The organism is Labilithrix sp., assembly GCA_019637155.1.
Lineage (GTDB): Bacteria > Myxococcota_A > Polyangia > Polyangiales > Polyangiaceae > Labilithrix.
The window spans coordinates 220,279-232,974 of sequence record JAHBWE010000013.1 but is presented as its reverse complement, the minus strand read 5'-3'; the positions used below and the strand labels follow the sequence as shown (position 1 = coordinate 232,974).

General features: G+C 69.8%; 12 protein-coding genes. 4 read left to right on the top strand and 8 right to left on the bottom strand.

The window, feature by feature from the left end:
- Positions 1–327 precede the first annotated feature (327 nt).
- Positions 328–1,929, top strand: coding sequence for a hypothetical protein (locus KF837_27300; GenBank protein MBX3231058.1), 1,602 nt, complete (start codon positions 328–330; stop codon positions 1,927–1,929).
- A 268-nt stretch (positions 1,930–2,197) separates the two neighbouring features.
- Here KF837_27300 and KF837_27295 read toward each other — a convergent pair whose 3' ends face one another.
- From KF837_27295 to KF837_27275, 5 genes are all read right to left on the bottom strand, one after another.
- Entirely contained in the window at positions 2,198–2,785 is a 588-nt protein-coding gene (locus KF837_27295; protein ID MBX3231057.1) for a PilZ domain-containing protein, read from the bottom strand.
- On the bottom strand, positions 2,782–3,141 hold the full coding sequence (locus KF837_27290; GenBank protein MBX3231056.1) for a PilZ domain-containing protein: 360 nt from the start codon (positions 3,139–3,141) through the stop codon (positions 2,782–2,784). Before KF837_27290 ends, KF837_27295 begins: the two co-directional genes overlap by 4 nt.
- A gap of 192 nt (positions 3,142–3,333) precedes the next feature.
- Positions 3,334–3,792, bottom strand: coding sequence for a hypothetical protein (locus KF837_27285; protein ID MBX3231055.1), 459 nt, complete (start codon positions 3,790–3,792; stop codon positions 3,334–3,336).
- 161 nt (positions 3,793–3,953) lie between these two features.
- Positions 3,954–4,289 carry a hypothetical protein gene (locus tag KF837_27280; protein MBX3231054.1) on the bottom strand — a complete coding sequence of 112 codons (336 nt, stop codon included), beginning with the start codon at positions 4,287–4,289 and terminating at the stop codon, positions 3,954–3,956.
- A gap of 110 nt (positions 4,290–4,399) precedes the next feature.
- Complete coding sequence (locus KF837_27275) at positions 4,400–5,290, bottom strand: SUMF1/EgtB/PvdO family nonheme iron enzyme (GenBank protein MBX3231053.1); 891 nt, start codon at positions 5,288–5,290, stop codon at positions 4,400–4,402.
- 433 nt (positions 5,291–5,723) lie between these two features.
- Between KF837_27275 and KF837_27270 the strand changes: the two genes are divergently transcribed.
- Both KF837_27270 and KF837_27265 read left to right on the top strand, forming a co-directional pair.
- The gene (locus tag KF837_27270; protein ID MBX3231052.1) at positions 5,724–6,422 is read left to right on the top strand and encodes a hypothetical protein; all 699 of its coding nucleotides are present in this window, start codon (positions 5,724–5,726) and stop codon (positions 6,420–6,422) included.
- A gap of 251 nt (positions 6,423–6,673) precedes the next feature.
- Positions 6,674–7,183 (top strand): hypothetical protein, encoded by a 510-nt coding sequence (locus KF837_27265; protein MBX3231051.1) that lies wholly within the window; start codon positions 6,674–6,676, stop codon positions 7,181–7,183.
- Here KF837_27265 and KF837_27260 read toward each other — a convergent pair.
- Positions 7,180–7,665: a hypothetical protein gene (locus KF837_27260; protein MBX3231050.1), complete on the bottom strand. Its 486-nt coding sequence runs from the start codon at positions 7,663–7,665 to the stop codon at positions 7,180–7,182. The two genes, KF837_27265 and KF837_27260, sit on opposite strands and share 4 nt — an antisense overlap.
- Positions 7,666–7,835: 170 nt before the next feature.
- Complete coding sequence (locus tag KF837_27255) at positions 7,836–11,378, bottom strand: protein kinase (protein ID MBX3231049.1); 3,543 nt, start codon at positions 11,376–11,378, stop codon at positions 7,836–7,838.
- Between the two features lie 247 nt (positions 11,379–11,625).
- Between KF837_27255 and KF837_27250 the strand changes: the two genes are divergently transcribed.
- On the top strand, positions 11,626–11,820 hold the full coding sequence (locus KF837_27250) for a hypothetical protein (protein ID MBX3231048.1): 195 nt from the start codon (positions 11,626–11,628) through the stop codon (positions 11,818–11,820).
- A gap of 201 nt (positions 11,821–12,021) precedes the next feature.
- Here KF837_27250 and KF837_27245 read toward each other — a convergent pair whose 3' ends face one another.
- Complete coding sequence (locus KF837_27245; GenBank protein MBX3231047.1) at positions 12,022–12,630, bottom strand: sterol desaturase family protein; 609 nt, start codon at positions 12,628–12,630, stop codon at positions 12,022–12,024.
- Positions 12,631–12,696 lie beyond the last annotated feature (66 nt).

The following is a 12,696-nucleotide window of genomic DNA, read 5'->3' as shown; positions in this document are numbered from 1 at the left end:
TCCTCGCAGGCTAGCAAAGCGAAGTCTAGCGAGTGGCGTACCGCTCCCGCCACAACTCTCCATTCCTACAAGAATCCGCATGTCTGGAAGACGGTGCGCAAGGTGCGCGAGTGGATCGAACGGGGGGAAAAACTTTGTCCATCGTGAGGTCCGGGCCAAGCATGGAGCCAAACCTCCCACCCATGGAAAACGCGGTCATACGAGCTGTTCCGTTCCGAGAAGGCTTTGGCAAGGCATGTGCACGTGAGAGAGTTGCCCGACAGGGTAGTAAGCGACAGCGGATTGGGGCGCTGACGCGGCAACCTTAGTCGACGCGGAGGTTCAGTCATGATCGGATATCGGGTTCTCGGAGCAGCGGCAGCGGCCATCCTCGTCGGAAGCCTCGGCGCACTTGCAGGTTGTTCGGCGGAGGAGAAGGCGGACGCCCCCCTCACCGCGCAGCAGGTGCAGGCGGCCAGCGTGACGCTGACCGTTCACGACGCCACGGGCGCGAACGTCGGCGAAGGCGCCGGCATTCTCATCGCGCCGCGCGTCGTCCTCACGTCGGGTCACCTCGTCGCGGGCAAGGCCCGCTGGTCGGTCACGTCGGCCGACGGCAAGACGAAGGTGAACGGCATCCGCGGTCTCACGTATGACTGGATGAACTACGACATCAAGGCGGACGGCGAGGGCAAGGCCCACCCGCGCAAGCACGACGTCGCGGTCATCTATCTCGACCGCCCGATCAACCTCGACGCGTACCCGAAGGTCTCTTCGGAGAAGCTCGCCAACGGCGCGGCCGGCGCTCGCCTCCGCAGCAACGGCGCTTCGTTCCAGACGATCCCGGCGACCTTCACGAAGGTGAAGACGTTCCCGCACGCGTACCTCACCGACTTCCCGGCGAACGAGCGCGTCGAGCCGGGTAACGCGGTCCTCAACGATCGCAACGAGATCGTCGGTCTCGTGACCGGCCGCGGCACCACGACGGGCAAGCTCTACGTCGCCCGCACGAACGGCGTCGCCGACTGGATCGCGCCGAAGGGCGTCTGCGGCGGTGCCGCGAAGAAGTCGACCTACGCTCCCCCGCCCCCGAAGCCGGGCTGCGATGACAACGGCAACGGCTCGTCGTCGGGCGGCTCGTCCGGCACCTCGTCGGGCGGTTCGAGCGGCACGTCGTCGGGCGGTTCGAGCGGCACGTCGTCGGGTGGCTCGTCGGGCACCTCGTCGGGTGGCTCGAGCGGCACCTCCGGCTCCACGACGGTCAACAGCTCTTCGGGCGACGTCGACAACCCGAGCTGCGATGACGGCGGTGGCCGCTGCAGCGGCTCCTGCTCCGACTACCCGCACAACAACTCGTCCTCGTCGTCGTCGGGCTCCTCGGGCTCGTCGGGCTCGAACACCAACTCGAGCGGCGGCAGCAGCGGCGACAACAACAGCAGCGGCGGCTCCTCGGGCGACAACCCGGGCTCCTCGTCGGGCGGCGACAACGGCGGCAGCAGCAACGGCGGCCCCGGCTCCTCCGGCTCGAACCCGAACAGCAGCAACGGCGGCCCCGGCTCCTCGGGCGACCAGGGCGGCAGCAGCAACGGCGGCCCCGGCTCCTCGTCGGGCGGCGACAACGGCGGCAGCAGCAACGGCGGCCCCGGCTCCTCCGGCTCGAACCCGAACGCCTCCTCGGGCGGCGGCAACGGTAACGGCGGCGGCAATGGCAACGGCGGCGGCGGCGGTGGTGGAAGCAGCGACAGCGCGCAGTCCGGCTCGGGCGGCAGCGGTGGCGATGCGGACGAAGAGGTTTGCGAAGGTCCGACCGACGATCCCGAGTCCTGCCCCGTCGAGCTCGACGGCTGCGAGGGCGCGGCCTGCGGCGGCGCCCACACGCCGGACAAGAACATCAACTACGGCGCCAGCCGCACCAGCGACAGCAGCGAGGACACCCTCGTCGTCCGCTGAGCCAACGACAACAACCGAGCGCAGTACCCGCGATGCCGCCCCTCCCCAAGGGCGGCATCGCCGCATTTAACGCGCCCGCTGGCTCGCAGTCAGACGAAGCAGCGGAGGATGCGCGCGTCTTCGCGCGCGTCCTACGGCTGCGAGGGGGTGCAGGGGCGAAGCCCCTGCGTTGAAGAGGCGCGCGTCTTCGCGCGCGTCCTACGGCTGCGAGGGGGTGCAGGGGCGAAGCCCCTGCGTTGAAGACGATGCGCGCGTCTTCGCGCGCGTCCTACGGCTGCGAGGGGGTGCAGGGGCGAAGCCCCTGCGTCGAAGAGCTGAGCTGTTGCCAGGCGGTGGCGACGGCGCGGAGGATGCCGAGGGCGTCGATGTCGTCGTCGGCGAGGACGTCGGCCTCGTCGGCGAGGACGTCGGCGGGCACGAGGAGCGGCGCGTTCATGATCGCTTCGTCGGCGAGGCGCGGCGCCTCGGCGCCTCGCCTCAGCGCCGCGCGCGGTCCGCGGCGCGGGAGCGGCTCGCGACGGCCGTGGAGATAGCCGGCGAGCGCAGAGCGCGCCGACGGGGAGAGCGGGTCGAAGACGAGGCCGGCTGCGATGCCGTCGTCGCCGGGGCGGCGGCCGTGGACGATGCGCGCGACGGTCGCCTCCGCGTCGATCCACATCCCGCCGATCGAGAACGACACGATGATCGGCTCGCCGGTCAGCACCTGCCGCCGAAGTGGGACGAGCATGCCGTCGGTCGAGAGGTCGAGCATCCGATCGGCGATGAGCTTAAAGTCGTGCTCGCGCACGGCCTGACAGGGCAGGAGGACCTCGCGCCGCGTGACGTTGCGGCGGGCGTAGTCGAAGAGCGCCTTCACGACTCGAGCCCGATCACGGTGGCGGACCAGTCGATGCGCTGGGTGCGGCGCGGCACCGGCGGCGGAACGCGTCGCAGGTGATTGCGAAGGATGAGCCGCTTCACCCGCGACATCGTCGAGAAGGTGATCCCGACTCCCCTTCCCTTGTCGCCCGGCCGCCGCCCACGGATCACGCGCGCGACCTTCGCTTCGCTGTCGAACCAGATCCCGAGCTCGGTCGCACGGAACGAGACGAACACGTTCTCGCCGGGCTCGAGGTCCATCTCGGTCGCGAGGAGCATCCCATCCGGCGAGACGTCGAGCGCCGTCTCGGCGACGAGCCGAAAATCCTTCTCCCGAACGATCTGACAGGGCATCGAAATCGAGCGCCGAACCTCACGCCGGTCATTCTTACGAACGAGATGAGCCATGTGCGCAACTGTAGGCAGCCCCCATCCGCATCGTCAAAAAAGCGGCGTGCTCAGAGCCGCACGAAGCCGGGAATGCACGTATGGAGGATGCGTTCCGGCCGACGGATGCCTCGCGCGGCGAGCTTGATGAGCACGTTTTCAATGATATCCATGTCTCCGCGAAGACGCGCGAGGTGTGTCCGAGCAGCGAGCGCGTACTCTCGTCGTCCCGTGCGCTTCGAGCGTCGTTGCCGCCGACTCCAGGCAAACGAGCGCGCGCGCGCGGCCGCCGGCGACGAGCGCCGCGCCCGCCTCCAGCGCATCCGCGAGCCCGCGGAAGCCGACGACTCCCGACTTCCGGATCACCTTCGCGCCCTCGAGCACGCGTCGACCGAGCTTCGTCCTCGTGGTCGCCTCCGCAGTCATGTCCGCCGCTCCGAGGGCGGCGAGCCCGCGTGACAGGTGAAGGAGACATCGGAAGAAGCCCGTGAGGTCCTGCGGCGCGGACGGATCGATCGAGCGCGCGCTCGGCGCGAGCCGGTCGGTCGCCTTCGCCGAGAGGATCGTGTGGAGCTCGTTCCCGAACGGGAGCCGCCCCGTCAGCGCTTCGAACAGCATCGTTCCCACCGCGTACCCACGCCCCGTGCGCGCGCAGCTGCTCCGACGCCATGTAGCCGGGCGTACCCGCGATGCCGTCGCGTGTCCGCTATGCCGGGAGCGCCGACTGGCCGAAATCGAATAGGGTATTACGATATTTAAGATTGTATCGATTAATACGTTTAATTGATCAGATCGAGGTGCATCTTGCCCGCGTCGTGGATCGCGCGGACGCCTCCACGAGCTGGGCGAACGCACGCCGAACGGTGTGCTCTCGCTCCGGCGACCACGGTCGGAGACACCGCTTCGTCCGCGAGCGCGTCGGGTGCGCCGCGAACGTGCGCGCTGAACGGCACGCCGTGGACGCGCGCCATCGTGAAGAACCAGCGCCCGTGCAAACGAACCAGCCGCGGGTGAACGAGATCGACGAGCGCGCGGAACTCCTTCTTGAGGTCGTAGACGGCGATCGTCTTCAGCGCGACGACCTCGCCACGCTGTTCGTCGCGGGCCTCGTACACGAGACGCCTTCGCCGAAGCCGCTCGACGACGAAGCGATCCGCGAGTCGACGGCCAGGCGCCCCCTGACCGTGCAGGGACGCGGAAGCGCGCAGCGCGAGGTTGGCTCGACTCAGCGCTTCTTCTTCTTGATCTTCTTCTTCGGCTTCGCGCGCGCGGGGGTGGGCTCGCTCTTCGGCGGGTCGGAGGCGGGGGAGACGGTGACGGAGGACTCGCCGCCGGGGAAGTCGGCGCAGCAGCGGAAGCCCGTCGAGTAGTCGTGATAGCTCTGGTTGTGCGCGGTCGTCTTGTAGCTGCAGCCCTCGCCGTGGCCCGTGCTCGCCACGTCCTGGTAGTAGCCGCCGTAGAAGCTGCCGTGCGGGTCCGCGACCCACTCGTGCAGGTTGCCGACCATGTCGTGGACGCCGTAGCCGTTCACGCAGCCCGGCTTCTCGCCCGTCTTCGAGAGCGTCCCATCCATCTGGTTGAGCTCGGGCTTGTTCATCGTCGTCGCGTCGTAGCGCGGGCCGTAATACGTCATCACGGGGTTCTTCCCGTTGTCGTTGCAGCGCCCGACCTCGCGGTTGTCGCCGTAGCCCCACTGCTTCTTCTCCGGGCCGCGACACGCCTTCTGCCACTCCGCGACATCGCAGAGACGCTTGCCCGACGCCATGCACGCCTTCTCGGCCTGGTTCCGGCTGATGTAGCCCTGCGGCACGACGTGCGCGAAGCTCACCGCCCGCACGTGCTGCGCGTCGCTCACGACCGCGTACGGCGAGAACGGCTTCTCCTCTCCGTTCACGATCTCGAGGAGCGCCGCCTCGTACTTGTCGATGCAGAACTTGTCGTCGATCGAGACCATGCCCGGACGGCACCTGCCCTGCGCCTCCTCCGCTGCGTGCGCGCCGAGCGCCGCCGCGACGAAGCCCACGCTCGACGCCGACTCGTCCGGCCTCATCTCCGAGCGCGCGTTCTTCGGCTCGGCCTTGCCCCGCATGTCGCCGAGCGCGCTCTTCGGCTGCAAGCTCCCGCCGTCCCGCGGTTCGGCGGAAGACGCACCACACCCCACGAGGACGCACGCCACAAGAAGCGCGCTCGTCGAGGCGATGCTGGGTGCACGCAAGGCGCCCTATTCCGTGCAACGTTCGAGCCCGGCTGGAAGCGCCTGGAGGGCCACAATTCGCCGCTAATTTCAGGGGTTGGCGCCGCGCGGCTGCCCTGCTGGAGCAACGACTGGTGGAAGGATTATCCATCACCCCATTGACGGCACGCTCGCCGACCGCGACGCTTTACGTCGACGATGCGGGCACCTGCCGATCGAGCACGAGCCGCGGCGCGAATGGCGCGTCGATTGCGTTCTTGGGGGGTCGATGTCCCGCCTCGTCCGTGAGGTGCGCGCGCCACGACCGCAAGCCGATGACGCGAAGTACGCGGCACCGGACGGCAGTGTCTTGAGCGTGCCCAAGGACTTTGCGTTCGCGGACACGGTCGTCGCCCTCGACGAAGAGATCCCCACGGCGCCGCTCTCACGACCGCCGCCGTCGCAACGGCCGCGCGAAGAGCGCCGGACCGGCCCGCCTCCGCCGCGCCTTCACAACCTCGCCGATCCGCCGACGCTCCCCGTCCCCGTTCATCCGAACGATCCGCACGCGATGGCGATGCAGGCCGACCCGCACGCGATGGCGATGCAGGCCGACCCGCACGCGATGCACGCGATGCCGATGGATGATCCGCACGCGATGCCGGTCGACGCGTACGGTCAACCGATCGATCCCTACGGCCAGCCCGTCGACGCGTACGGTCAGCCGATCGATCCCTACGGCCACGCGCTGCCGATGATCGCGGCGGCGCCGGACCCGATGCACGATCCCGGGCTCGTCACGCGCAGCCGCAGCGCGTTCGAGCGCGCGCGCAACAACGTCGCGACGGCGCGCCACGAGATGAAAGAGCTCTGGGGCGCCACCTACGACGAGACCCGCGACGCGCGTCTGGCCAACGAGGAAGACCCCTTCGTTCGCCTCGCGGGCAAGCTCCGCCGCCTCCGCAGCATGTGGGCGTTCTTCGAGTGGGACCAGGACGACAAGATGAAGGCGCTCGGCATCGGCATCGTCGTCTTCGCGATCGTCGCGCTCGCGTTCTTCCTCACGCGCCCCTGAGCGAAGCGCCCCGAGCGGCGCACCGGAGCGCCCCGAGCGGCGCACCGGAGCGCCCCGAGCGGCGCGCGCACACCTGCGCAGAGTTGGACAGTCAGCACCTGGGGGTGCGCAGCAACAATTGGCGCCACGAGGATCCACCCCGACGTCACGGATCGCCGTCGCGAGATCCCGAAAAACCGCCTTGTTTTCCCGCATGTTGCACGCTCCACAACGACGGTGCGAATGGCGTGGAGCTTGCGAGTGAGACGGTCGTGGGACCCGTTGAAAAGTCGTCGACCTTGCCGCTGAACGCTCCGATCGCACCCGTGCCGCCGCCGCCGGCGACCACATCGGTCGACCTCGTAGCGGCCGACGACGCGACGACCGAGGACCACGCGCCCTCGCGGCAGTCGCTCCTCATGCGCGCCGCCGAGCTCGGCCCGCAGCGCCTCACGCTCGACAACATCATGATGGCGCCGACGGACCCGATCCTCGCGCAGAAGATCCAGCCGCGCGTCGCCGAGCGCCGCGCGCGCTTCCGCACCGTCGTGAAGGTCGCGCTCGGCGTGTGCGCCGGCCTCTGCCTCATCGGCACCGCCGCGACCGCGCTCTCCTCGAGCGGCCCCGCGCCCGCGACCAAGTCGGTCTCGACCCACAGCGTCGTCCCCGCCGCCGCGATCGTCCCGAAGGAGCCGCTCGAGCTCCCGACCGTCACGAAGGCCGCCAAGATCGAGAAGCCGGCCGCGGTCGCCCCCGCGCCGCGCCGCCGCGCGAGGCGCTAGACCATCTCGTAGAAGCGCGAGTGGATCGCGACCGCGGACAATAGGCCGACCTGGAAAGGCACGTCCTCGCTCGTCTTCACCGAGAACGTGTCGCGGATCGAGAGTTCCTTCGCGATCTCGAGCACGACGTCGCCGCTCTTCGTCTTGCACTGGAAGACGCCGCGGAAGACGCCGCCGTCCGCCTCGTAGGTGTCGTCACCGACCGTGAGCGAGAGCGTCTTCTTGAACGCGACCGCAGGGAACGTCAGCGACGCGACCGTCTTCGACTCGTCCGCGATGTCGTATTTCGTCTTGATGAAGTTGCCGGTGAGGGTGCCGACCTCTTTGCCCTCGTCGCCCTCGACGAGCCGGAACTTCGGGGTCGCGCTCATGAGCACGCCGCGCACGGTGTACAGCACCGCCTCTTCACGCGGCTTTCGCACGTGATAAACGGTGCCGACGCTGAGCAGCGCCTGCGTGAGCTCGTACGCGACCATCGCCATGGACGTGCCGAGGGTAGATTACTTCTTCTCGGTCTTCGACTTCTCGCCTGAGCCCGACGCGGCCTTCTTCTCGCGCCACTCGAGGAGCTGCTTGGTACGACGGGCCTTCTGCTTGCGGCGCTTCGGAGAATCCTGCGGAGTCGACATGTTGGTCGCGCCACCCTAGTGGGTCAGCCCGGGCGAGACAAGCGCGGCGAGGTCGGCCAGCGCGACGACACCGACTCGTCCGGGTTCGCGTTCTCCACCACCTCGAGCCATTGCTCGATCTTCCCGGCGGACGGCCCGAGCCAGTCCATCTTCGCGAAGCGCTTCAATAGCTGAGGGGTGTGGTCGCCGCAGCGCGCCTTGTCCCCGAACGCCGCGCGCGCGCGGTCGATCTCGTCGGACGCGTCCTGCCAGCGCTGCTCGAGCTGCGCGAGCCACGCGAGGGTGAGGTGCCGGTGCTGGCGCGGCTCGGCCTCGTCGAGGACGATGCGCTCGCACTCGGCGACGAGCTCCTTCGCCTCCGCGTCCCCCTTCGCGAGCGCGACCTGCGCGAGGAGGAGCCGCGCCTCGAGGTCGCCCCACGGGTCCTGGAGGCGCTCGAAGATCTTCGCCGCCACGGAGGCGTGCGCGCCGCCGGCGGCGAAGTCGTCGGTGTCGATCGCGATGAGCGCGAGGAGCCGCTCGCACGCCGCCTCGCCGCGCGGGTTCAGGAGCTCGCGGAACGCCGCCCGCGCCGAGAGCGCGCGCGCCCGCGACGCGTCCATCTCGTTCGCGCGGTGATCGGCGTGCCCGAGCACGACGTCGCACTGCGCGATGCCGAGCCGGTAGCCGATCGCGTCGAACGCCGCGCGCGCGTGGACGAGGAGATCGCGCGCGCGACGGAAGCCGCCGACCGCGGTCTCGATCATCGCGAGGAGGATGAAGCACTGTGCGCCGCCGAGCATGTCGCCGACCGCGTCGCAGCGCTGCGACGCCTCGAGGAGGACCTCGCGCGCGCGCGCGTGCTCGCCGAGGAGGTAGTCGATCTCGCCGAGCACCACGAGCGCCGCCGCGAGGCCGCGGTCGTCCTTGAGCTCCTCGAAGCGCGTGATCGCGAGCGCGACCTGGAGGCGGCCCTGCGCCGGCGCGCCGGTGTCGCTCGCGAGGTGGCCGAGCAACCGCAGCGCGTGCGCCTCGCGCGACTTGTCGCCGGCCTGCTCGAACGCGCGCCGCGCGGTCTCCGCCTGCTCGCGCGCCTCCTCGAGCTTGCCGATGTGCCGGAGCGCCTCCGCGCGCCAGTAGGCGTACTCCGCCGCCGCCGCGCCCGAGACGCGCCCTTCGAGGAGCGCGAGGTCCTTGAGCGTCGCGGCCGTGTCGCGGCCGCGCGCCCAGGCGCCCTCGATGAACGAGAACATCAGCGACGCCGCGACGTCGTCGTCGCCCGCGCGGAGCAGGTTCCGCACGCGGTGCTTCATGATGCGGCGCGACCCGACCTCGGGGTGCTTCGCGAGCGCGTTGGCCGCGAGCCGGAAGATCGCGGGCGCGTCGTTGCGCTCGTGGAGGCGGCCGAGCAAATGCTCCTGCAACAGCGCGTGCGGCCAGCGGAACTGATCGTTGCCGGAGGCGAGGAGGATCTGCGCGCGCGTGAGCGCCACGAGCGCGTCGCGCGAGTCCATGCCGAGCGCGGCGACGAGGGCCTTCAGGACGACGCCGCGGACGTCGTCGCCGAGCGCCGCCGCCGCGTACGCCGCGAGCCGCAGGTCGGTCGGGACCGCGCGGAGCCGCTCGTCCCAGAGGTCCGCGGTCGTGATCGCGCGGCCGTGGAGCGCCTCCTCGGGGACCTTGTACTTTCCACCTTCCAGGGTGAGGTAGCCGCCGCCCGCCCAGGCGTGCAGGAGCTGCAGCGCGAAGAGCGGGTTGCCGCGGCTCTGCTGCACCGCCGCCGTGATCGCCTGCGAGGTGAGCGGCAAGGTCGCGCGGAGGAGCACCTCGGTCTCTTCCTGTCCGAGCGGAGAGAGGTCGAGGACGCGGCCGTTCCAGTCCGCGCGCAGCGCCTCCATCCGCACCGCCGCGTCGAGATCGGTCTCGAGCGACTCGCTCCGCGCGGTCGCGAGGATGAACATGCGCAGCTTCGTCGCGTCGCGATGCAGGCGCGCGAGGGTCTCGAACGTGTTCGCGCTCGTGAGGTGGAGATCGTCGAACCAGATGAAGACGGGACGATCGTGGCCGATGCGCTCGAGGATGCGGCGCGCGACGGCGAAGCGGAGCTCCGGCGTGTCGAGCACGAAGCGCTTGCCGGTGGGACCGACTGGCGCGACCACGCCGGGCGGCGTCGGGCGGAGCCACTCCGCCGCGGCCGCGACCCACGCGAGCTCCTCGTTGTCGGTCTTGTCGACCTCCCACCGATCGAGGAGCGTCTGCTCCACCGTCTCGCGGTCGGCGCCTTGAAGCCCGTAGAACGAGTTCACCGCGCCGGTGAGGCCGTCGAGCGGCGAGGGCGTGCGGCCGTAGCGCGCGCGGAGCGGCCACATCAACCCGCGCTCGTGGACCTGCTCGCAGAGCCACTCCGCGAGGCGGCTCTTGCCGACTCCGGCCTCGCCGATCAGGGCGACCATGCGGTGGCTCGGCGGCTGGCCCTGCGCGACGGACATGACGAGGTCCATCAGCTCCTGGCGCTCCGCTTCGCGCGCGACCATCGGCGACGGCCGCAGCGAGAGCAGGCCGGGCGCGAGCGATCGCGCGGCGGCGACGGCGCGGCCCATGTCGGGCGAGCTCGAGGGCTCCGGCGGCGGCGCAGGCGCGCTCGCGACCGTCTCCTCGAGCGTGGGCGCGTGGCGCGGACGGAACTGCGCCCAGACGCGACGCGCGTCGGCGGCGAGCTCGAAGCGATGCCACGGCTTCTTCGCGAGGAGGCGCTGCACGAAGAGCCCGACCTGATGCGGGATCCCCTCCGGCAGCACGGGCGCGGGGACGGGCGTGCGCTTGTGCGCGCGGAGCACCTCCTGCGCGGTGCCCTCGAAGACCTCCTTGCCCGTGAGGACGCGGTACATGATGCAACCGAGCGCATAGAGATCCGTCGCCGGGCCGACGAGCGTGGCTTGCTTCCGGATCTGCTCGGGCGCGACCCAGCCCACCGTGCCCGCGCCGGCGTGCACCGCGAGCTCGGGCTCGGGCGCGCCGTCGAGACGCGAGTCGTGGCGCGACTCGCGGAGCCACGCGAGACCGAGGTCGAGCACGTACGCGCGCGGTCCCCTCCCCGCCCCCGCGAGATCGAGCATCACGTTCGAGGGCTTGAGGTCGCCGTGGATGATGTGCCGCGCGTGCGCGTGCGCCATCCCGGCGAGGACCTGATCGACGAGCGCCCAGATGACCGACCACGGCATCGTGGTCGTGTGCATCCACTCGTGCACGCTGCGCCCCGGCAGCGCGTCCATGACGAGGTACGGCGAGGCGTCGTGGAGCGTGCCGAAGTCGCGCGCTCGCACGATCGCGGGGTGCTCGAGCGACGCGACCGCGCGCGCCTCCTGCTGGAACCACCAGCTCTCCTCCGCGCGCGTGGCCTTCGCCTCCTCCGGCGGACGCAGTCGCTTCAACGCGACGCGCTCGTGCGAGACGATGTCCTTGCACAGGTAGACGACACCCATGCCGCCGCGTCCGAGCTCGCGAAGCACCTCGTATCGGTTGGCGAGCACGGTCCCGATCTCGGACTTCTTCGCCTCGTCGCCGCTCTTGGGCGTCTTTTGGGTCATCGCGTGTCTCTGAAGTTAGACCAAGAATCCCGAAGGTTCAGCCAACTGCGTCACCCTAGCATTCCGGTATGCGAAAGCACGATGCTGTGCGCGCGTCTCCTACCCGTCCCACCGAATTAGGGTCGAGCTCGATCTTCAACGATGCAGGACGGAGGAGGGTCGCTAAGCTGACTCCTGCGCGCGGTCTCAGCAGTACCCTCCGCCGTTTCTTCTTCGCTTTTCATCGACGGCATCGCTGGGAGGTCTCATGGGAAGCAGCAAGGTGGCATCGAAGTCCGCGGTCCTCGGCATCGCCGTCGTGGGCACGGTGCTCGCGTTCGTGATCGGTGCGCAGGCCGGGGCGCTGCTCAACGGGCGGGTCATGAACCAGTCCGTCGGCGCCGTGCCGATGCCGGTCATGGGGAGTGCGGGCTCCTCGCCCGTGCATACGCACGTTCGTTGACGTCGGGGGCTTCGCCCCCGACACCCCCACCCCAGACACGGCCCTCGCGCTGCGCGCGAGGGTTGCTTCGCAACCGCTGGAGCGGCCGCTTCTGGGGCCCCGTTTTGCCCTCAAACCTCGCCGAGCCCAAGCGGGCTGCCGAGCCCACGCCCCGCCGAGCCCTTCCTCTCCATGCCCGAGCCGGCTGCGCCGCCGGGGCGGTTAGGTGGGTTTGCGGGTGGTGGCTAGTTTTTTTACTTGGGGCATCGTGCCGAAGACGAGGTCCCAGAGGGGGGAGGAGACGCCGAAGCCGCCGGAGTGATCGGCGTGGTGGTGCAGCATGTGGTGCCGCTTGATCCACTTGCCGAGGCGGGTGGTCTGCTTGAAGTGGTGGACGGCGTAGTGCGTGCCGTCGTAGGCGAGGTAGCCGAGGCCGAAGCCGATGAAGAACGGCTCGGCGAGGCGCGGACCGCCGAAGACGAGGTTGAACAGCGTGTAGAAGATGACCGCGAGGGGCACGCTCGTGAGGAGCGGCATCACGAGGCGATCGCTGTCGTTCGGGAACTCGTGGTGGACGCCGTGCGCGAGGAAGTGGAAGCGGCGGCCGAACGCGGTGTCGTTGGTCCAGTGGAAGATCGACCGGTGGAGGCCGTACTCCGCGAGCGTCCACGAGAACAGGCCTGCGACGACCATGCCCACCGCGGGCAGGAGGGCGATGTCGTGGCGCGCCCAGGAGCGGTACCCGGCCGTCGCGAGGATCGGCAGGTACACGACGAAGGGCGTGATCGGATGGATCCGCGAGAACTTCTCGAGGAGCTCGTTCTCGAACATCCGGCACGTCGTGGGGCGGGCCGATGTCGCGGGCTTGGGAGCTACGTCGTTCACGTCGATGGCTTC

What these genes read in the sequence shown, in the direction of transcription:
- KF837_27300 (MBX3231058.1), top strand. Translation starts at nt 328, where the DNA reads ATGATCGGATATCGGGTTCTCGGAGCAGCGGCAGCGGCCATCCTCGTC.
- KF837_27290 (MBX3231056.1), bottom strand. Translation starts at nt 3,141, where the DNA reads ATGCCCTGTCAGATCGTTCGGGAGAAGGATTTTCGGCTCGTCGCCGAG.
- KF837_27285 (MBX3231055.1), bottom strand. Translation starts at nt 3,792, where the DNA reads ATGCTGTTCGAAGCGCTGACGGGGCGGCTCCCGTTCGGGAACGAGCTC.
- KF837_27260 (MBX3231050.1), bottom strand. Translation starts at nt 7,665, where the DNA reads ATGGCGATGGTCGCGTACGAGCTCACGCAGGCGCTGCTCAGCGTCGGC.
- KF837_27255 (MBX3231049.1), bottom strand. Translation starts at nt 11,378, where the DNA reads ATGACCCAAAAGACGCCCAAGAGCGGCGACGAGGCGAAGAAGTCCGAG.
- KF837_27250 (MBX3231048.1), top strand. Translation starts at nt 11,626, where the DNA reads ATGGGAAGCAGCAAGGTGGCATCGAAGTCCGCGGTCCTCGGCATCGCC.
- KF837_27245 (MBX3231047.1), bottom strand. Translation starts at nt 12,630, where the DNA reads ATGTTCGAGAACGAGCTCCTCGAGAAGTTCTCGCGGATCCATCCGATC.